This window comes from Sphingobacterium sp. BIGb0165 (genome assembly GCF_024810095.1).
GTDB lineage: Bacteria > Bacteroidota > Bacteroidia > Sphingobacteriales > Sphingobacteriaceae > Sphingobacterium > Sphingobacterium detergens.
In genome coordinates this window covers 609,314-630,494 of record NZ_JANUEB010000002.1, presented here as the reverse complement: position 1 = coordinate 630,494, position 21,181 = coordinate 609,314, and the positions used below count along the sequence as shown (strand labels likewise).

At 37.4% G+C, this 21,181-nt stretch carries 19 protein-coding genes; 7 read left to right on the top strand and 12 right to left on the bottom strand.

Features of this window, described 5'->3' with window-relative positions; genetic code table 11:
• Positions 1-3: 3 nt before the first annotated feature.
• The gene (locus M2408_RS06300) at positions 4-861 is read left to right on the top strand and encodes an alpha-1,2-fucosyltransferase (RefSeq protein WP_259180277.1); all 858 of its coding nucleotides are present in this window, start codon (positions 4-6) and stop codon (positions 859-861) included.
• Between the two features lie 132 nt (positions 862-993).
• Here the strand turns inward: M2408_RS06300 and M2408_RS06295 are convergent, their stop codons facing one another.
• Positions 994-2,427 (bottom strand): MACPF domain-containing protein, encoded by a 1,434-nt coding sequence (locus M2408_RS06295; protein ID WP_259180276.1) that lies wholly within the window; start codon positions 2,425-2,427, stop codon positions 994-996.
• 397 nt (positions 2,428-2,824) lie between these two features.
• Here M2408_RS06295 and M2408_RS06290 point away from each other — a divergent pair, with 397 nt between their 5' ends.
• On the top strand, positions 2,825-3,715 hold the full coding sequence (locus M2408_RS06290; protein ID WP_259180275.1) for a DUF6492 family protein: 891 nt from the start codon (positions 2,825-2,827) through the stop codon (positions 3,713-3,715).
• On the opposite strand, the gene M2408_RS06285 is transcribed toward M2408_RS06290, so the two are convergent.
• Genes M2408_RS06285 through M2408_RS06270 form a run of 4 tightly spaced genes read right to left on the bottom strand, consistent with a single transcriptional unit; the run spans position 3,678 to position 6,934 of the window.
• On the bottom strand, positions 3,678-4,766 hold the full coding sequence (locus M2408_RS06285; RefSeq protein ID WP_259180274.1) for a DegT/DnrJ/EryC1/StrS aminotransferase family protein: 1,089 nt from the start codon (positions 4,764-4,766) through the stop codon (positions 3,678-3,680). The two genes, M2408_RS06290 and M2408_RS06285, sit on opposite strands and share 38 nt — an antisense overlap.
• On the bottom strand, positions 4,735-5,133 hold the full coding sequence (locus tag M2408_RS06280; RefSeq protein WP_259180273.1) for an FdtA/QdtA family cupin domain-containing protein: 399 nt from the start codon (positions 5,131-5,133) through the stop codon (positions 4,735-4,737). The genes M2408_RS06285 and M2408_RS06280 overlap by 32 nt, the downstream gene beginning before the upstream one ends.
• Positions 5,112-6,128 carry a glycosyl transferase gene (locus tag M2408_RS06275; RefSeq protein ID WP_259180272.1) on the bottom strand — a complete coding sequence of 339 codons (1,017 nt, stop codon included), beginning with the start codon at positions 6,126-6,128 and terminating at the stop codon, positions 5,112-5,114. The genes M2408_RS06280 and M2408_RS06275 overlap by 22 nt, the downstream gene beginning before the upstream one ends.
• A complete protein-coding gene (locus tag M2408_RS06270; protein ID WP_259180271.1) occupies positions 6,125-6,934 on the bottom strand; it encodes a methyltransferase, TIGR04325 family in 810 nt (269 codons plus the stop codon). Before M2408_RS06270 ends, M2408_RS06275 begins: the two co-directional genes overlap by 4 nt.
• 133 nt (positions 6,935-7,067) lie before the next feature.
• Here M2408_RS06270 and M2408_RS06265 point away from each other — a divergent pair, with 133 nt between their 5' ends.
• Complete coding sequence (locus tag M2408_RS06265; RefSeq protein WP_259180270.1) at positions 7,068-7,559, top strand: histidine phosphatase family protein; 492 nt, start codon at positions 7,068-7,070, stop codon at positions 7,557-7,559.
• A gap of 47 nt (positions 7,560-7,606) precedes the next feature.
• Here the strand turns inward: M2408_RS06265 and M2408_RS06260 are convergent, their stop codons facing one another.
• The 6 genes from M2408_RS06260 to M2408_RS06235 all read right to left on the bottom strand — a co-directional run bounded on the left by M2408_RS06260 (position 7,607) and on the right by M2408_RS06235 (position 15,524).
• Positions 7,607-7,795, bottom strand: a complete 189-nt coding sequence (locus tag M2408_RS06260) for a hypothetical protein (RefSeq protein ID WP_259180269.1) — start codon at positions 7,793-7,795, stop codon at positions 7,607-7,609.
• A gap of 84 nt (positions 7,796-7,879) precedes the next feature.
• Positions 7,880-10,399, bottom strand: a complete 2,520-nt coding sequence (locus M2408_RS06255; protein WP_259180268.1) for a DUF5686 and carboxypeptidase-like regulatory domain-containing protein — start codon at positions 10,397-10,399, stop codon at positions 7,880-7,882.
• A gap of 85 nt (positions 10,400-10,484) precedes the next feature.
• Positions 10,485-11,303 (bottom strand): hypothetical protein, encoded by an 819-nt coding sequence (locus M2408_RS06250; protein ID WP_259180267.1) that lies wholly within the window; start codon positions 11,301-11,303, stop codon positions 10,485-10,487.
• A gap of 1 nt (position 11,304) precedes the next feature.
• Positions 11,305-13,875, bottom strand: a complete 2,571-nt coding sequence (locus M2408_RS06245; protein WP_259180266.1) for a TonB-dependent receptor — start codon at positions 13,873-13,875, stop codon at positions 11,305-11,307.
• Positions 13,876-13,893: 18 nt separating this feature from the next.
• Positions 13,894-14,907: a FecR family protein gene (locus M2408_RS06240; RefSeq protein WP_259180265.1), complete on the bottom strand. Its 1,014-nt coding sequence runs from the start codon at positions 14,905-14,907 to the stop codon at positions 13,894-13,896.
• A 2-nt stretch (positions 14,908-14,909) separates the two neighbouring features.
• Positions 14,910-15,524: an RNA polymerase sigma factor gene (locus M2408_RS06235; protein WP_259180264.1), complete on the bottom strand. Its 615-nt coding sequence runs from the start codon at positions 15,522-15,524 to the stop codon at positions 14,910-14,912.
• Positions 15,525-15,710: 186 nt separating this feature from the next.
• Here M2408_RS06235 and M2408_RS06230 point away from each other — a divergent pair, with 186 nt between their 5' ends.
• From M2408_RS06230 to M2408_RS06215, 4 genes are all read left to right on the top strand, one after another.
• Positions 15,711-16,553: a hypothetical protein gene (locus M2408_RS06230; RefSeq protein WP_259180263.1), complete on the top strand. Its 843-nt coding sequence runs from the start codon at positions 15,711-15,713 to the stop codon at positions 16,551-16,553.
• A 160-nt stretch (positions 16,554-16,713) separates the two neighbouring features.
• Positions 16,714-17,436 (top strand): hypothetical protein, encoded by a 723-nt coding sequence (locus M2408_RS06225; RefSeq protein ID WP_259180262.1) that lies wholly within the window; start codon positions 16,714-16,716, stop codon positions 17,434-17,436.
• 70 nt (positions 17,437-17,506) lie between these two features.
• Entirely contained in the window at positions 17,507-19,507 is a 2,001-nt protein-coding gene (locus tag M2408_RS06220) for a thioredoxin domain-containing protein (protein WP_259180261.1), read from the top strand.
• Positions 19,508-19,544: 37 nt separating this feature from the next.
• Positions 19,545-20,042 carry a peptidylprolyl isomerase gene (locus tag M2408_RS06215; RefSeq protein ID WP_104383926.1) on the top strand — a complete coding sequence of 166 codons (498 nt, stop codon included), beginning with the start codon at positions 19,545-19,547 and terminating at the stop codon, positions 20,040-20,042.
• A gap of 88 nt (positions 20,043-20,130) precedes the next feature.
• Here the strand turns inward: M2408_RS06215 and M2408_RS06210 are convergent, their stop codons facing one another.
• Complete coding sequence (locus M2408_RS06210; RefSeq protein WP_259180260.1) at positions 20,131-21,174, bottom strand: hypothetical protein; 1,044 nt, start codon at positions 21,172-21,174, stop codon at positions 20,131-20,133.
• Positions 21,175-21,181 lie beyond the last annotated feature (7 nt).

The window sequence follows — 21,181 nt, the reverse complement described above, 5'->3', positions numbered from 1 at the left end:
AAAATGAAAATAGTCAAATTTTTGGGAGGCCTTGGTAATCAGCTATTTCAATATGCCTTCTTTTTAGCTTTAGAGCAAAAATTCAAAAATGTAAAAGCTGATTTAGTTGATTTCGAAGATTATAAATTACATAATGGTTTCGAACTGGAGACAATATTTAACATTAAACTCCCCGAGATAAGTTCATTTGAACGAAATATTTATACACGATATAATGGAAGCTGGCTCTGGCGTAAACTAAGAAGAGTATACAATACTAAAAATGCTTATCTTGAAGAATCACCGCAATTTACCTACTCAGCGAAAATTTTTGAGGATAATAAAAGTCATTACTATTGGGGATATTGGCAACATATTAATTACATTAATCAAGTAGCTCCAATGCTTCGTCAGCATCTTAAATTTCCTCCCTTAGAGGATGCTGAGAACCTCCATTTACAGCATTTAATTCAACAGCAGAACGCAGTGTCAGTACATGTTCGCCGAGGAGATTATTTACAAGAGCCGTTATTTAAAGATATCTGCACTGAAGAATATTATCAAAGAAGCATACAATATATGCTTGAAACACAAGAATCACCGCTATTTATTGTATTTTCCAATGATATTAGCTGGTGTAAGGCGCAGTTTAATGATCTAAATGCGATTTTTGTTGAGCACAATACTGAAAGCAATAGTTTTAAAGATATGCAATTAATGTCGCAGTGCAAACATCACATTATTGCCAATAGTAGTTTCAGTTGGTGGGGTGCTTGGTTAAACGAAAATCCTGAAAAAATCATCATATCTCCAAAAAGATGGATTAATGATGGCACGATAGATACTACAGGACTAATTCTCAAATCATTTATAAAATTTTAAATATAAAATCATTGTGGCTAAAGTTGCAATGTAATTGAGATACATGTACAATACAACTTTAGCCACAATATATGTATTAGCATTGGGCTAATGCTTCTATTTTATCAAATAGACAAAAACATGCAATTTAAACTATCCCTTTGGATATGCATAAAAAGCTATTTTTGTAGATTTCATAGGGGTAGTAAACTGTTTCGTTGTTGAAAGAAAATGGATATTGGAAGATCTGCAATGCAAATAAACAGGAACTGTACCAGGTTGTTGGGTTTTAAATCCATAAAACCTTAATCCTTGATTTTTGTAAATTTTATTTGGCATATAAGAAACGTTAATCTCTGAGATATCTTCTGAAGACCAAATCCAATCTTGCTCAGCTTCATTCCAATATTCATGTATTGGAATAGCCAATGGTGTGCCTGCTGAAGGAACTTTGAATTGTTCTCCCTCCAGAGACCAATACGCACTTCCTCTCTTTATATCTGTAAAAAATAGGTATCCGGTTGCGGATGAACTATAATACTGATATACAGGCAATCTATCATAAGAAATAACAACTTTATTCTGCGCTAGGTAATTGTCAATATAAACCTTTAGTTGTTGACGTTTTGTGGCATCAGCAACGAGATCGTAAAGAGGAATAATACCATTTGGAACTATATCCATTAACTCTGCATTCTCATCGGTTAAACCTGAAGCCCATGCGGATGTATTAAATGTAAATCCAGGGTTTAAGTTAGTGTTATATGACAAATTCGTTGATAATGCACCTGCAGAGCTACCGCCTACAGTTCTTACATAGGCACTTTCATTAAAATTAGTTTTTGCTTCATTAATATCATAACTGCCCTCAGTTTGAGTTCCAAAGATCTTAAAGAAACTAAATTTAGCTCCCGCTGTTGCAGCTTCTGCTCTATTTGAGTTATAAGTTTCTGCTCTATAGATAATATCCATGCGGCCACCCAATTTAATATCGGTTAGCACATGGGTACCATACAAACTCACCAATCCTGCTGGACTTAATGTGTTTAGATGTTGTAAAAATCCTTGATGAAGATAATTTCTCATAAGAGCTATGTCATTTATTATTTTAACACGTCTTTTTATAGCGATTGCACTGTAAGAACCATAGATATATTTAGAGGACCACTTATCTATTGAATTAAAATGAAGATCAATATTTCCCTTAAATAGAAAGTTGACTCCGCCACTCACAACTACTTTGCCTGTGATTTTCCTTGAAAATTCTAATGCATCCTGACCTGCTTCATAAAAAGACGTAGCTGTTTCTGCTCCAGAGTGGTCAACATAAGTGGTATTTTCACTTTTCATACGTGCAACATCAATAATCGGAAATGTGGCTGAATTAGAATGGGCATAATCACCCAATATATTGTAACCATAACCAAGCAAATCCCATTGACCATCGCCTGCAGCAAATGGCTGTAAAACTTGTGATTTACTTTGTTTTTTCTCACTAAGATCAAAATCTGATTCTATTGCCTCTTTTTTACATCCCACAAAAAAGACTGTTACAATAATAAAACTAAATAGGTTAATTACTTTCATATAAAATATTTTAATTTATGCAAAAATATAAAAAAAACACATACATTAACCTGATTTTTTAAACACAAAACAATAAACATTCAATTTTAATTAAAAAAAAACTAAAAATTAGTTGTAATAAGCAAATATGATTGTACTTACACGCAGATTTAATAAAATGTTAATGAAATTTTCACAAACAGCAAATCACTAATTAAGAACGCTTCTTAAATAAAGAGTTCATGTTTTAAATAATTTAATATTTTATTTTATATAAATTCAAGAGTATTTTTTCTTTATTTGTTGCTTTTTGAGAGATATAAATTATATATTCGCATTGATGGTATTTGATTCCAAAAGAAAAAACTACGATGTAGTCATCTGCGTCGGCCCGCAGCATATCGAAATTGCGAAAGTCGTGATCAATCAGGTTAAGCGTTTTTTTCAGGCACAGCAAATCTATGTCATAACAAGCCCTTACTATTTCGAAAAATTTCAGTTACTCAGTTTAACCAACTTAGTTCTCGTTAACGAAAATGAATTATTATACAGATTCAATTTTGAATCTGTCGCTGACTTCCTAAAACAAAAAATAAATAATGGAGATAGAGCCGGCTGGTACTTCCAGCAATTCTTAAAATTGGAAATTTCCAAAATTATTCAAAGTGACTATTATCTGATATGGGACGCAGATACCATCCCATTAAAACCAATCGATTTCTTTGATAAAGAAGATAAAGTCCTTATCCACAAGAGTGAAGAAAATCACAATCCTTATTTTGAAACTTTAGAACATATACTTGGTGTAACAAAAACAGTCAATTACTCTTTTATCTCCGAACATTTTATGGTTAAAACAGCGGCTATTAGAATTATGTTGGAGGAACTAAGTAAAAATGCCAATGGTATGTATTGGCCATATTATATTCTTGAAAGTATACAAAAAAAAGATCTCTCATTATCAGGATTCTCGGAATATGAAACTTACGGTAATTTCCTTAATTCAACCTACCCGGACGATTTTCGCTTACGAACCTCTCCTTCGGAATTATTAAATACAACTAGAAATGGCAGCATGATTTTAGGCACTCTACCAAATACAAAAAACCTCCATTTTTTAGAGGTCCTAGGTTTACATTATGCGACATTCGAAATATGGCAAGATATTAATCCTAAACAGATTAAAGCTAACAAAAGACGTGTTGCCTTATTTTTTTTCTTTGAAAAAATTCCGTTGATAAGATCTCTGAATAAATTAATTATAAAAAACTTTAGGAAAACTTATTCATTACCTCAACCACCCTATTAATATCCTCTTCTGTATGGCCATAGGAAATAGGGAGGCTAAGTATAGTTCGATGAATTTCTTCTGAGATTGGATAGCTTGCTCCGGATAAAATCTCGTTCATAGCTTTCTGTTGGTGAGGAGCTATTGGATAATGGATTTCTGTTCCAATGTTGCTATCTAGTAAATACTTTTTGAGCCGATCTCGTTCAGGGTGACGTACCGCAAAAATATGGTAAACGTCCTCAAAACCCGCCTGCAAAGTTGGAAGGATAAAATCAGTCTTTAATTCACGTCGGTAAATTGCAGCTAGCTTTTGCTTATGAGCAGTAATGTTGTCTAAATATTTCAACTTTACAGATAGGAAAGCCGCCTGTAACTCATCAAGTCGGGAGTTGTAGCCCACTTCATCAAAGACATATTTAGCTGAAGAACCATAATTCCGTAAGGTACGAATGGATTTATTTAATTCCTGACCTTTACAAGTGATAGCTCCCGCATCTCCCAAGGCACCTAAATTCTTTGTCGGATAAAAGCTGAATGCACCAAAATTACCAAATGAACCTGCCTTTTGGCCTTTATAAATAGCACCATGTGCTTGTGCGCAATCCTCGATAACTTTTAAATCATGTTGATATGCAAGCTGTAGAATTGGATCCATGTCACACATTTTTCCATAAAGATGGACAACAAGGATCGCTCTCGTTCGCGAAGTAATAGATGCCTCAATTTTTTCGGGATCAATATTGTACGTATTTATATCGGGCTCTACGAGAACAGGTTTTAGTCCAACTTGCATAATAGCGAGTATCGACGCAATGTAAGTATTAGCAGGTACAATCACTTCATCTCCTGGCTTAAAGCCAAAATAACGTAATGACAGCACAAGTGCATCTAAGCCTGAAGCCACCCCAATACAATGGTCAACACCACAGTATCTTGCAAATGATTGCTCAAATTGCTCAACTTCTTTTCCCAAAATATACCAGCCTCCATACAATACCCTTTGGAAAACGTTGGTATATTCATCCATAAATTCCTTATTAACTTGCTGTAGGCTCTCGTAAGCGATCATGTATAAAATAAGGTTCGTAAATATAATCTGTTAAATCAAAATATTCGGACGCAAGAACCATAAGAATGGCATCTTCGGTAAAGTCAAACATCTGATGCCAGTCCTTGGGTTCCAAAATCAGACATTGATCTGGCGAATGCAGTTCAAAAATGCATTCATTAACCCCATCCTGGTTATAGATCGCACAACTTCCTTTCAAGCAAATTGCCGCTTGTATTGTTTGATGATGTCGATGTCCTCCACGGGTAGATCCATCTACGCCATAGATATAAAATATCCGCTTCACATCGAAAGGTATTACTTTTTCGATCACCGTTAGATGCCCCCGATCATCGGTGAATGTTTTTAGATCAATTTGGTAAGCCATTGTCTTTTAAAATAATTGATGTGATAAAATTCCCTAAACTTCCCTGTAAAATAGAGTTTGACCATCCGTCGAATGGATTTTCGGATCCTAGGAATGGTTATATTTTCGTGAGCCAAAGTTCTGACACCTTTCTTCTTTAGCTCATTGTTCGCTTCAACCAATGCCTGCATATAAGGTCTGTACATAAAAGTGAGTGCATTTTCGTTTAAATCATAAAGACCATCTGGCAATGGGATAAAACTATTGGCTTCTGCAATTCTAAAAGCATGATAATGATAAAATATAACTGGAAAGGAAAATCGGCAAATTAATTTTTGTCCCCATACCATCCCATCTTTATACCCAAAGTTATATTGTTGCATATTCCAAGGGGCTACTCCGCCTCCTCGATGCTCCAGTGCATGTACACACTCAAATCGTGTAGTCCAGTCATCAAGATATTTCTGGTCGCCAAACTTACCATCTTCCATACGGCAATAACACCATTCCAGACATGCATCCCGCCACCATTCCAAAACTTCCATTCCCTCCGTGGTATTTTTAAAGCATACAAATTGTACACAATAGATACCACTGGTCGCAGATTGATCATATCTTTCAGTATAGTGATGTGGTGTAATTAATACCGATTTATCTCCCATTTCTTCGAATAGAACCTGAGGATTACCAAAAAACAATAGGTCTGCATCGATATATGTACAAGATTTCAAACCATAAGTTTTAATTGCATAGCGTATAACGGAAGGGGTGCAGGTCCAACAATACTCATTTTCCTTACGACTAGGTTTTATGGCCAACAATTCCGCATCCTCAAATTGAACAAGAGGTATAATAGTGGCTCTCTCCAAATTAAGGCTTTTCAGCACCGAAAAACAGTTGTCATCAAATGCGAATATATAGAGATGAAAATCTCGGGTCCGCTTCTCTAACGATCTATACATCGCCAAACCACGCGTTAAATATTTTGAATTAAATAAGGTGCAAAAGTTATTCATCGTATTATTTTTTTTAAAAAAAATCCTTTGTCGTATCCTTCCACTTTTCCATCGATCAGCATATCTTGCTCACCGATTACATAGGAAGTAAATTCTGTCTGAATCTCGTAATCGCCAAAATGGTTCAAAAACTTGGTTTCGTTAAAAAACCAAGCAGGATAGGATGCGTCATAAATAAAAGGCGGAACACGCTGTAGTGTCAATCGGTCTGGCCCTTCCACTGTAAATGCCGTTCGATCAAAAAGAATGTACTCAACTGATAATCCAGCGAGATAGGACAAAAACTCATGCGGTTTTTCTAGATATTGAACAACACTAGACAGAAGGACTACATGAGCAACTCCATCTGCCAGGCTACTTTCAATAGTCTTATAGAATTTTAGTTCGTCGTTCTCAAACTCTTCTTTCCCAATGACAACATATGATTCTTGCTCCACGATATGCCATTCTAAGGATCGTAAAGGTGTCAGAAACTCACGCACTTGGTAATAGGTTGTACCCAAAGAACCACCGAAATCAATTACTTTCAATTTCATATCGTTCTTCATAGTGATATAGAGCAGGCTCGAAATTATAGCAAAAGGGTACTCTTTTTTCTCAAAAAGTACCGAATCTCTTTCATAAACGGCCAATCCATCCCGAATCGCTAGCATCGACTGGCGAGTTTTATCCAAAATCAAATTCTTTTCATACCCATCAGTCAATCGCTTAACCTCATCCCAATCTGCATAGCGCCCAAACCAGCCATATTCTGGCGCGTTTTTTTCTTTTTTTTTCTTATATTTTAAAAAGAGCTTTTTTATCATTTAACATATTATTTTTTGGTAACCAGAGAACTCATATCATACTATTTTGTTATTATATAGAGGAATCTTCATTCTTTTTATAATGAAATACACCTACATTGCGTTTTATAGTATAGCATCAAAAATTTTAATCATGGACAACAGTAAAAAACTTTATATCATCCGACACGCCAAAGCCGAAACTATTCCCGGGATAAACGACTTTGATCGTGCATTGACATCCGAGGGCATACAACATGCAAAACAGGTTGCAGAAAAGCTAGCTGCTAAACTGACGCTCAATGAAAATAGTATCGTTATTAGTTCTCCCGCCAATAGAGCCTTACAAACCGCCCGAGTTTTTTTGGATGTTATGGAAGCTCCCTCATTTGATATTCAAATTGAAGAGTCCATTTACGAATGCACCTACAAGCACTTGCTTTCGGTCATCAATACCATCCCAGATCATATCGATCATGTCTTACTTTTTGGGCACAACCCCACATTAACTGACATGGTTGAATACCTGACACGGAAGTCAGCTTACCTACGCACTTCATCATTTGCGGAGATTAAACTCGATACTGGCTTTACTTTTCAGATGCTTAGCGGCAATTGTGCCGATCTGGTACAGATCGTAGATTAAAATTCAATTCAAAGAACAAATTTGTCTACTGACAATTGATCGTCTTATCACTTCGCTGTAGTCGATTTCATTGCCTTATCAATCACCAAAGGCAATGTTATCAAATCCAGATCATGTGAATAAACCACAAACTTCTCTACCCAACAGGGATCGAATTTTTCTTTAAATTCCTTCAAACCTTTGGGTTGACGGAAGTATGTATTATTCTCATAAAGGAAGTTGATAAGACGTTCCACAAGTCTTGCTCTACTGTTGTTTCTTACTGCTATTTATGTAATGACACCATTTCTTGTAAATAGTCCCAATACATTTTTTTTTATTTAAAAATCGACACCAATTTTCGCCCGTACTCCCCAAGAGGATACCCCCGGATTGTCCAGATAGGTAAAACGACGCACCAGATCCACACGCAGGATCTTGAAGATATTACTCAGCCCGACGCTACCCTCCACATAAGCCCCACGATTGAGCGAAAATAACTGCGGTTCGCTGGGATGCTTAGGAGTTGTATCAAAGTCTTTGGTATAGCGATTGGATGCATCTACTTTACCGTATAGCACTTTTACTGAAGCGATTTCACGAAGATCCAACTTCTTAAGGAGTGGGATCTTATTCAGGAAAAAACCGTTGAAAGAATGCTGTAACAACAGCGATGTATATTTATCACTCATAAATTCCATGGAATTCATCAAATTATACGAGTTCAACTGATAGGAATAAGTCTGGTTTGCGCGGTGGATAATCATGAGCGGATAGGGAACTTTGCCAAACTGTACACCAGACTCAAACACAGCATCCGTAAAACCAAATTGTGACGCGTAAAATCGCTTATTCGCGTTAAAGATAAAACGTTGATAATTGTAATCACCGCCCAAAATGCCCTTCACCCCGATCTGTGCCGCCAATGTAAAAACAGGTTTTCCTGTATTAATGATACGTCTATAGCGTTTTCCCTGATAGATTTTTTCCTCAGGAGCCCAACGTAGCTCCCCCGTAAAAGCTGAGGTCCACAACTCGTTGTCATGACTCCGTCTGAATGCGCTATGGTCAAACTTGAGAATCCCCGCAGGACTTAAAATCTGATTGAAGAAACCCAGTTTAAACGAAAGATGGTTTTCAAATTCCTGAAAGTATTCCACCTGTCTCCGTTGCAGATAAAACATCTTATCATTTTCGCCCCGTCTAAAAGAAAGCAGAAAATTATCATTGTCAATAAAATTAAGATCCTGCCCCGGGACCTGAACTTCTTTATTCACTTTTACACTGAGCAGCTTAACCGGAAACTTATACACGGATTGCTTATTAAAAGAATAGGTTGCACCCAGATTATATTTCCATTGCCTATCTCTGGTACCGTATGCTGCATACCCTTCCAATAGCAAGGTTTTACTAAATGCATCAGTTGTATTGCCCCCAAACTTAAACCGGCTTCCCTCTATTGGATTAAAACTGTAAAATGAAGGAACAGATCCAATCTCAATCACACCACGACCATAGTAGCCCGACATGATAAAAGATCCTAAAGCCATCAGGTTTTTAAAAGACCTTGATTGTTTTAAACTGTCAATATTCGTAAAAGCCTGCTGTTCCAATTTACTTAGCTTTTCAGGTCTTGCCTGTTCCCAATTGACAGCATTGGGGTTGTCAGCTCCCCGACCGGTTACGCCCTTTACATTCAATGCTAGCTGTAGAGAATCCAGCACAGAACGATTGGTTACTTTCTCACCAAACAATCCCATACCATCCTTAAAAATCCCTAGATCTATCCGAAGCACACCTCTACTGAGAAAAAAACGATGCGCCTTATCTTCCGTATAATTTAACTCAATATTCAGACCTCGTACCCAATTGATATTCGTTGCTTCATTGATCGACAGTTCAGCCTGGTCCAACGCATAGGTACCGTCCAATCGAATATAGATGTATCCCGAAAACAATGCATCCTCCTTATTCCATGGCTCCACCCTAATTTTAACATGCCATGGTTTTTCATCTTTTAAAGTATCGACCAGATAATATTTATAAAAGGAAGGACCCAGTGTCGCGATGGGACTTAAAAAGCGTCTATTTCCTATCGACACATCCGTATCATAGATATTTGTTTCCCCATAGATCTTATCCAGGTATTCATCAATACCATCTTCATCCAGATATTGGTCTACACGTGATTGGTTCTCCCCCAATAATACAAATGTATTTCCCTTGGCCTTATCCAATTGGCGCTGTCCGATTTTTTCGTCCATAAATATCGGCACCAATGATCTCCCTGGATATTTCAAGGTATCTATACCCTGTTTTAAAAATCCAAAACGTTTCAATAAACGGGACTTATCTACTTTTTGATTCTGAATAGCGAGCGACATGGAAAGCTTCTCGTATTCTCGATAGTTGCCAACAGCTGCATTCAAAGCATTGTTTTCATCACGCCTTTCGATCACTTTACGGATCAAATCCACCGTTGGATTATGTTTATTTGAGTATTTTTTTCTCTTGGGTGCAAGTACTACAACCTCATCCAAGCTTTGCTGCTCATCTTCCAATCGTATGATAAGTACTTTTTTTCCCTGTGCAACACTCATCGGGAATAGCTGCTTTTTGTAGCCGACAGCACTGAATACCAACGTCCAGTTATCAGGCATAGAAGGCAATGAAAACTGCCCATCTTTGTTTGTACCAACAGATTTTGTGGTATTGGAAAGCTTTACTGTTACACCTTGGATTGGTTTTTCGGTTGTAGCATCCAGGACAATACCTGTCAGTGAAGCTTCTTGTCCATATATTCGAGAAGTAAAGAACACTAAAATCAATAAAAAACGATATCGCATAAAAAAACCTTGCATCTAAATTCAGTAAGATGACAAGGTTTATCTAAAAAAGTCCTAATAAGAATATTATCTTAATCGTATTGTATATTGTTTTATATAATTATTTGCTGTTTCTAATATCTTTCATCGGGATTGTCCTATAAACTCCGTCCATAACATAGAAAAAGCCAAGCGTATTACCCGAAACGTTTCCTTCCACATTCGCAGGAACCGCAGACAATAAGCCCTTCCATTCCGTCTCCTGAAAGAGGTTGTAAAGGAATCGTGCATAGCGTGGTGACACAGAAAGCTTAAATACCATCAGACTATCCTTTTTTGACATCTCGTAATTATAAGTACGTCCAAGCAATGTATTGAGTACATTAGGAGCACCCAAGCGGTAACTATAACTAAAAGGCAACCGGAAGGTAGAGATATCTTCATTTGAAAAATCTTTCTGGGGCACAATCAACCATTTATTGGAAGTTTTCATACCAAATAGATGTTTGCTGACTTTAACCTCCCAACTGTTATTTATGCCTCTCTTTTCAACTGGCAAAAACGCCTTTTCAATAGGGACAGTTGGCACCAATTGGTCCTGTGCTTCATACACTTTACCGTTCAATGCTATCCGTAACTGAAAGATATTTCCGACCGTATCCTTCAAGTTAAATAGCTTACCCATATAGAGACCTTCTCCCAATTCTTCGAATTCGATTGTATTTGGTCCGTTAGCGATCTGGACAGTAGCACCTGTAACCCCGACAGTCATCCCATTTGAATGCAATCCATCTAATTTTTTCAATTGGATATACTGCTCTTTATACATCGTATTGATTCCACCTTCGACTATCATATCATAGGACTGCCCAGTATCCACCACTGACTTCTTGCAAGAAAGTAGCAGGCAAAAACCGATAAAAATCAAAAATATTCTCATACTAAAATCTCATTGCGTAACTGATCGATGGTACCCGTCCAGAGAACGAGTTTTTTTTGATAGCCAAGTTCCCATTGCCATCTTCCGAAAAACTATAATAAAGCGGATTCCGCTGATCAAAAACATTGTATAAGCCAAAATTCAATGTATGTCGTGTACCCCGTTGCCGTTGCTTTCTGGTTTCCAGATCTACCGAACAATTCAGATCCAATCGACTAAATGTGGGCATACGCTGAGAATTACGGCTGGAATAAACCGGTACATAAATCCCTTCATATTCCATAAATCCAATTGGATAAGTCAAAGGTCTACCTGTATGAATCGTATAGAAAGTATTAAAATGAACACTGCTTCCCAAGTCATAAGACAAATTACTCTTAAGCACATGCGGGATGTCAAAGTTAGCCACATACTCCCTCCCTTTGTTGATACCATTTATCTTGCGGAAAGACCTTGACCAACTATAGAGTACACTAGCCGACAGATCTCCAAAGCGCTGGTTGATTGATAATTCCAATCCATAAGCCCGACCATTTCCCTGTCGCAATTGCGTTTCGATAAAAGGATTGAGAATGAGCTGCGCGTGATCAATCAACTCGACCTGATTTCCCATTTTCTTCCAATAGCCCTCCAGCCCAATATTGCCTTTATACATTAATCTATTGACCCGAAAAGAAAGTACATCTGCATACTGGGGTTTTATATTTGGCCCCGCGGGTATCCATGCCTCCAACGAGGAAAAGGCAAGCTCATCATTTTGCAAGAGTTGCAAGTATTGGTAACTCCGACTATAACCCAACCGTAATGCATAATCTGCCCCCAATTTATATTGTAGTGAGAGACGAGGTTCTAAACCATAATACGATTTCTTTTTTTCGGCATCATTTGCCAATGGTTTGGACTGACCAACACCGAGTAGATAATAACGTCCAAAAGACGTATTAAAGAAAGCATTTACCCTGGTCCCGATAATAACGCGAAACGCAGAATCTACTTTCCAGTTGAAAGAAATATAACCCGCATAATCATAGGCCTGCGCCCTAAAGATATTATCTTCGTTATTGCCATTTATAGGAGATATCTCCCCTGGTTTAAAACGATGCAGTGTCCCCTGAAGTCCAAAATCCAAGGTGCGATCTAAACCCATAAAATAGGTGAAATCCGACTTTAAACTGAAATCTCGTATTCGAGTCAGCCAGATTTGATTATCCGGGGATTCCTGTTTACTGATATCCAATTTATTATGGTAATCGCTGAATATCGCGGAGAGGTTCAGAAACAATCGCGAACTATGCACATGGTTCCAACGTAAGGTTGAGGTCCAATTGCCCCAGCGATTTGTGTTTTTATTCGGTGCGGTAACTTTGTCCTGGCCATAATACCCCGATAAATAGATACGATTTCTATTGTCAAGTGTATAGTTCAATTTGATATTATAGTCACTATAGTTACCTTTTACGTTAAACAGGCGGTAATCCGTATTCAATACATTGGATAGACTGGTCCTTGCAGTAGCAATAAAGGCACCTTTACCTTTTTTAATAAAGGGTCCCTCTGCTCCCAGTCGTGTAACAAGCAAACTGGCTCCCCCAAAAACATGAAAATTATTAGCATCACCATCCCTCGTGCTCATATCCATAATAGAGGAAAGACGGCCACCTAAATTTGCAGGAAGTGCATCTTTATACACTTGCGTATTTTTTAAGATATCTGAATTAAAAACAGAGGTTAAACCAAATAAATGTGAAGGATTATAGACCACCGCCTCATCAAGAAGAATCAAGTTCTGATCCTTGCCACTCCCGCGAACAAATAAATTACTTCCTCCTTCCGTCAATCCGTTGATACCATTTTGCATTTGTAATACCTTCATAATATCGGCCTCACCTTTATAAAATGCATTTCTGCGCGCTCGAGGCCAGTTAATTTTATCAGTAAAATGACCGGTATATTGGACCATCAACGAAGAATCTATATCCACCACAACTTCATTTAGGCTCAAACCAGCAGGTGCAAGCTTAATAAGTACATAGCCATCCTCCAGTTGGGAGTTCAATCGAACAGCACGGGTCTTATAACCCAAATAGCTCACAAAACAACTATAATCTCCTTGCGGAAGCGTAAGTGAATAAAATCCATATTTATTGCTCAAGCTGCTTTTATTCTTCTCAGGGATCATTAAGGTAGCACCGATCAAACTCTCCCCACTTAAACTATCAACAACGCGTCCTTTGATGGTAAAATCCTTATCTTCCTTATAGAAAATCAATGCCCGATTGATCATTGTAAAACTGATTCTAGAATCCTTCAGCAAATAATGTAGTATTTCTTCCAGACTGGATTTATTGAAATTTCTGCCATAGATGATATTTTTATTGAAAATCTGCTCATCGTACGACATCGACAGACCATAGTTTCGATGAATCTCTGTCAAAATCTGAATAATCTCTTTATTTTGAGTGTCAATGGAGACCTGGATATCAGCAAGATTATTTTGCCCCAGTGATTTCGAACCAGTCAAAACAAGCAGCCCAAAAAAAAGGAGAAAACGATACAGAACAATACCCTTCATATCAATAATCCCCGGCCGCTATTCGTAGATACTATATCCTTTTTTACTCGCTTTCCATTTCACATTTAAAGTCTTGGAAAGAATCTGCACAATTTCATTGAGCGACTGCCCATCAAAATACATGCTCAATTTCCGTGATTTCAGATCCTCACCAACCACAACGATATTCGACTGAAAACGCTTTCCAAGATCCAGACAGATATTGTCCAGACGTTCGTTGGAATAGCTGAGTTTCTGCGCAACTTTATCATCATTGTCCAGAGGACTAAGATCTAGCTTGGACAGAGAGGCTGTCTCATGTTTAAAGAATCCTTTTTCATTCTTTTGCAGAATCAGTTCTTTTGCTGAAGGTCCTTTTCCACTGCTCAAGGCCACAATCCCCTCTTTCACCAACACTTCCACATCTTTGGCGACCAAATTGATTTCAAAGGCAGTTCCTATATCGCGTACATAATTATTGGCTAGATCAACTACAAAGGGTGATGTACGCTCATGCTTCACATCAAAAAAAGCTTTTCCTTTTTTTAGTTTAACAATACGTTGCTTATCAAACGTTCGTTTATTGAAGACAGCTTCAGCATCCGCATGTAGTACCATGACAGAACTATCGGGCAATACGATACGTTCCTGCGTGGCTGCTCCATACAACCTAACTTCATAGCCCATCCAACGGTCGAAGTTCAGGTAGCTAGCAAACCCAATCAATAGCAACACTGCCGCTGCAACGAGTTTCATCCAGGGTTTCCAGATCGTTTTTATAGGAGTAAGTTTCTGTTGCTCTTTATCTGTGGTCTTTTTATCCAACTGTTGTTTAAATCTTTCCCATTGATTATTGGCATCCACTTTTTTATACTGCTCCAATACTATAAGATCACTGGATATCATGCTGACTTCATCGTATAGCTTACGATTCTCCAGATCCTCAGAAAGCCAACGTTCAAGCAACAGCCTTTCCTCTGCAGAAATAACCTCTTCCAATTCTTTCTGGATCAGGTCATAAGGAATAAATCTTGAAGTATTGTTTTCTTCCATATCTATAAGATAATAAACTGAACAAAAAGTCCTAATGAAAAAAATAAAAAGCCAATTAAGAGCAACAGATAAGTTCTTTGTTTGGCCAATGCGACCCGAATTTTATCATAAGCGATGGTCAAATGATTTTTAACGGTTTTGATGGAAATCCCCAATTGATCGGCAATTTCCTGCTGCTTCATCTTATCATACTTACTCATCAGAACGATTTTTCGGCACTGTGGCGGTAGACTCTCCAGTATACTCTCGATCATCAGTAGTTTAGATTCATATAGTGCAGCAAGATCAGCTTGATCTCCATCGTCTGTCAGATCCAGATCCTTGATATAATCATTATTTCGATCCAGCAGACGTTGATTCTTTTTGAGGTGGGTAAGGGAAAGATTGATGACACTGCGCGATAGATAAGCTCCCAGTGATTGATTAATAGCCAGCTTGCCCGCATTTTCCCATAACATCATAAACACATCGTTTGTCAACTCTTCGGCGATCGCTTCATCTCTCACATACCGAAAGGACAATGTATACAATTTACGGAAATAGGCTTTATAAATAGTTTCAAAAGCATCTCTGTCTTTATGAACTATCTTTTTGAGCAGGTCAACGTCGTTTGACATAGGACTTCGGTAAAGCTAATAATAATCGCATGTAAAAGTAATCAAATTCCCTGGGGATTTCATCCAATCTATCTAATTTACAATGAATAAAGTCCAATCAATAGTTTAACGTAAAAAAAACACAAAACGCCACATAATAAATAAGTTTCAATTATATTTTTTTTATTTTTACAGAAAATCAAGTTTATGTTAAAAAAATATTTCTTTGCAAGTTGCATTGCTTTTGTTTTATTTTCTTGTGCCAAAGACAATTATCCTGAAACACCAGAGGTAATTACACCAGAAGAAAAAGAAGAAGAATCTCTTACAACTAGATTAACCAAAAATATTGATGTATGGATTGACAACCGTGTGATTAATGTATTTGAGGAAGGTCAAATTCGTGTATACGATAAAGAAGAACATAAAGATCATTTCACATTTTTCTTATGGGATAAAGAGGTTGTTGATTCAATTGTTTGGCATATAGATGACGTTTTACATTACAGTTCTGGAGTGAATCCTTTTCGTTCTATGACAGGGGTTACTTTCAACAAACCGGGCGATTACAAATTCGATTTGTTGCTTTACAAAAACAATAAAGTGGTCAAACAAGCGGGACTAACCATCAGAGCCGTTCCAGGCAAAGATTTTTTTAATGTCAATTGGGAAAATCCACCAGCCAGTAACATTGTAGGACAGTCTTATTCCTACAAAAAAGGCTATCGGATAGACCAAACTTATGTGAAAGGACAATATCCATATAGTCATGTAAGACTCTATTATGGTGATCAATTTCCAAAGCAAACTCCGCAAAAAGAAAAACAGTATTTAATGGAGGTGGTACAAGCGACTTTTGGCACTCCCACTCTTACTTCTGTAGAAAATAAAAAAATGGAACTTGATGAGAAGTATAATAAGCTTTTCAAAAATAAGTTGAATTACACTCCAGTAGCTGTTTGGGAAAACAACACCTCTTCGATTGCCTTAGTAGAGTCTCCAAAGAATGTTATTGAAAGTTACTTAATTGTCGCAGAACCCAAATATTAAAAAATATGCTTAAGTCTCCTTCTTTCAGTGAAGAGTTAAAGCTGCTTGATAATACATTCTCAATTAAACAAAAGATACAAATTCGCCCTCTAAAAAATATTTTAACTTTTAAAATTGACTTAGCTGTAAGAATCAGTAACTCATATTCAATTTAACACTAATGAAATCAATTTTTCTAATGACCGTAATTGGTCTTCTATTTATTTCTTGTCAAAAAGATCAAGCGCAAATCGTTCCTGAGGATAAAACAAGACAGGACATGACCTTAAATGACAGTATATCTTTTACTATCGATGGTGTAAAATATGGAGCAAATGATCGTTATTCTTTTGGGGCAAGAAATAGACAAATAAACATCAAACCCTTTGCAACAAAAATCCCTAATAGAAACCACGCTTATGAAACAGGTGGCAACTGGTGGTACGGCGAGAGAGACTCTCTATTAGTCGAGTATAATTTTGGATTTTCAGGAAACACAGTTGTCAACATTGGATTCTTAAATAAATACAGTGTTTTAGAACTTCGGGAAACCACGCGTGCTTGGGAACCAAAAAAAGAATTTAAATTACAATTAGGACCTCAAAAATTCATGACTGACTATGGTCGTGAAAACAAAACATCTGGCGTATTTTTAAAAACCTCTATTCCAGAAAAATCTCTATCCTCATTTATTCCGATTGGGTCGATAGCAAAACCTTCTCCGTTAGACAATCACATTCAAGATGACTCACAGTTCAATGTTTTAAAATTTGAGAAATTAGAAGGTGGGCTCTACCTCCTCGAGGCTGAATTTGAATTAAATACATATGATCAGAACAATAATAAATTCCGTCTAAAAAATGGCTATTTAAGATTGGTAAGTCGGTTTAGATTTAATGATTAATACAAAATATTAGAACCAAATTTACGGGAGGAAAAGTAAAACCCCTCCCTTTTTTCACTACCTTCGTCTTATGGCGAATCAACTGCAGTTTGAAAACTCCCCTTATCTTAAGCAGCATGCACACAATCCCGTGGATTGGATGCCATGGGGAGCCGAAGCCTTAAAAAAGGCGAAAGACGAAAATAAACTTATCATTGTTAGCATAGGTTATTCGGCCTGCCATTGGTGTCATGTGATGGAACGGGAAAGCTTTGAAAACTCGGCTATTGCTCAGACCATGAACAAATTTTTCGTGTCCATCAAAATCGACCGAGAAGAACGCCCAGATATTGATCAAGTCTATATGCTCGCCGTCCAACTGATGACCAATGCCGGTGGGTGGCCTTTGAACTGTATCTGTCTACCTGATGGCCGCCCGATTTATGGCGGTACCTATTTCAAACCGCACGATTGGCAGAATATCCTGTTGCAGATCGCGCAAATGTGGGAAGAGAAGCCTGAAGTCGCTTTGGATTATGCCAATAAATTAACCAGTGGCATCCAACGAGCGGAGAAACTTCCCATCAACCCCATTCCCGAACAATACACAACCAAAGATCTCGAAGAAATCATCGGCCCTTGGAGCGAAACCTTCGATGAGAAAGAAGGCGGTTATACAAGGGCTCCTAAATTTCCACTCCCCAACAACTGGTCTTTCTTTTTAAAATATGCTGTACTCACTGGCGATCAAGCCACATTGGATCATGTGCATTTTACCCTAAAAAAAATTGGTTCAGGAGGAATCTATGACCAGATTGGTGGTGGTTTTGCACGCTATTCAGTAGATCACTATTGGCATATCCCTCATTTTGAAAAAATGCTGTACGACAACGGCCAACTGCTTTCACTTTATGCCGAAGCATATCAACAAAATAAGGATCCATTCTATAAAAGAATAATCGAAGAAACTGCTGTCTGGATTGAGCGTGAAATGCTTGCACCCAATCATGGTTTTTACAGTGCATTGGACGCCGATAGTGAAGGAATCGAAGGGAAATACTACTCTTTTTCAAAAGCTGAATTCGACGAAATTCTGGGTGAAGACGCTGCGTTGTTCAATCAATATTTTAATATCACCGAAAGTGGCAACTGGGAAGAAGAGCGTACAAATGTTCCCATTTGCGCCATTAATGCAGACCAGCTGGCTACGAAGGTCAATATGTCAGCTGACGAATGGGCAGATTTTTTAAAAATTTCTAAGCAAAAACTTTTTGATTACCGGGAGCAACGTGTTCGACCGGGACTCGATCATAAACAATTGACTACCTGGAATGCCCTCTTATTGAAAGGAATAATAGACGCTTACCGCAGCCTTGGCACAAAGCATCTATTGGATCTCGCGCTAAATAATGCCGCGTTTATTTGTACGGAACTCATTCGGGATGACAATTATTTATTGCATCAACCACAGGATGAAAATCGTGCAATAGCAGGTTTTTTAGATGACTATGCATTTACAATAGAGGCCTTTATAGCCCTCTATGAAGCTACATTTGACGTAAAATGGTTGACCATTGCCCGACAACTGGCAGACAGGGCTATTGCATTATTTTATGATGTGGAACAAAAAACATTTTACTATACTTCGGCTGAAGCCGAAGAACTGATCGCTCGAAAAAGTGAGATCATGGACAATGTGATCCCTTCCTCTTCCTCAACAATGGTTCGTCAATTGAAGCGCTTAGGTTTGCTTTTTGATAATGAAAATTATACCGCAATAGCTGATCAATTACTAGCCAATGTATTTCCGCAAATCAAGACTTATGGTTCCGCCTATTCAAATTGGGCAATATTATTGCTAGAAGAGATATATGGGATCAATGAAATCGCGTTGACGGGCGAGGATGCACTAGCTTTTCGCATGGAACTGGATCAACATTATATCCCCAACAAAATTGTGCTCGGCGGCATGGAAGAAAATCTTCCATTATTAGAGAACAGAATCGGAAAGAAAACAAAAGCATATCTTTGCAAAAATAAGACATGTAGTCTTCCGCAAGATTCCATAACAGCGTTAATAAATTATATTTAATAAACGGTAGCCTCAGGCTCCCAAAAATCAAAATCAGATGGCTATAAAAGCAAACGACGTCGTAGCATTGACGTACAGACTTCACACAGTAGAAAACGGTGAAAAAGTTTTCGTTGAAGAAACAACTGCAGAACAACCTTTAGACTTCTTATATGGTGTAGGTATGATGTTGCCTAAATTTGAAGAAAACATCGCAGACTTAAATGTAGGTGACAAAATTTCTTTCGAATTGGTACCAGAAGATGCTTACGGTGAAAAAGACGAAAGAGCATTCGCGCAATTGCCAGTAGATATGTTCAAAGAAACAGGTTTACCTCCAGTAGGTGAAGTATTGCCTTTGCAAGATAACCAAGGAAACCAATTCCGTGCTGTAGTTGCAGAAGTAACTCCAGAAATTGTTATTGCAGACTTAAACCACCCAATGGCTGGTAAAACATTGAATTTCGATATCGAAATCTTAACTGTACGCCCTGCTACTGAAGAAGAATTGTCTCACGGACACTCTCATGGTGTAGATGGCACGCAAGGTCACTAATCTGGGATAAAAAAATAAACAAGAAAAGGGCGTCAATTGACGCCCTTTTCTTGTTTAAAATTCGACTAAGTAGAATAATAATATTATACTATTTAAATTTACCAAATGATTTAGATATAGTATGACTCCCAGAATTTGTAGAAGCTATAGGAAAAACCAAACCGCTATTGGTTTTTTCTGGGTAATATAGCACGAAGTTGCCATCGTCTTGTAAAAGGTAATATCCGTATTTTACATTACCAAAATATGGATCACTATTAGGCACAAAAATCGTATTTGCCCCCCAGAAGACATCACTATACTGACCAGCTGCATTTTGCTTATAGACAACTAAATTCCCGTCATTTTGGATATAAAGAGCAAATTTATCGTTTGAAGAAGGATTTTTCACATAAACATTTGATGCCCACATTACGGTATTCGTACCGCTTCTATAGATCACTAAATTTCCGTCTGATTGTAAAACTAGTACATAATTTCCTGTTGGGGAGCTAATGGATGAATTACCACTAGAAGTTAGTAATGGAACCTGTGCATTCGAATATTTTTTATATTGGTTAGCAACATTACCTATATCTCCAACGACGGAACCGTTTTTCTGATAGTTATTTTTCCAAACGTTTGGCATAGGAAAAGGAAATGGAAGTGATACCTCATCTTTATTAACAAAACCAATATTGGTAGGTTTCGACAATGAACTAGTGTTATCATAATATCCCGTAAGTACCGCTTGAATAGAGCCTTTGGCTAGATCAATTTCATTTGTATTTATGTTAGCAACAAATTTATTCAATGTTGCCCAGGGTCCAATAAAACTAGATTCAAATATTCCAGTCGAATTTAACACGATTTCTTTATAACCATCCTGATATACCAATGAAAATTTCAAGCTAGGGCTTTCATATTTATTACTCTCGTAAAGAGGAATTCTATGTAGCACGATATCAAAACTTAAGGTATTGATTCCCTTTGAAAAATCAATAATTGCGTTTCCCTGATAATTTGGATTAACTTGTACTTGATTGACCCTTACTGTTCTCATTCCGGGCGCTTGCCCATAAACGGCAGAACAAATAAATATTATTACCATCAATAGAAACAGTCTCACTATTCCTAATATACTATTTTTCATACTAAAA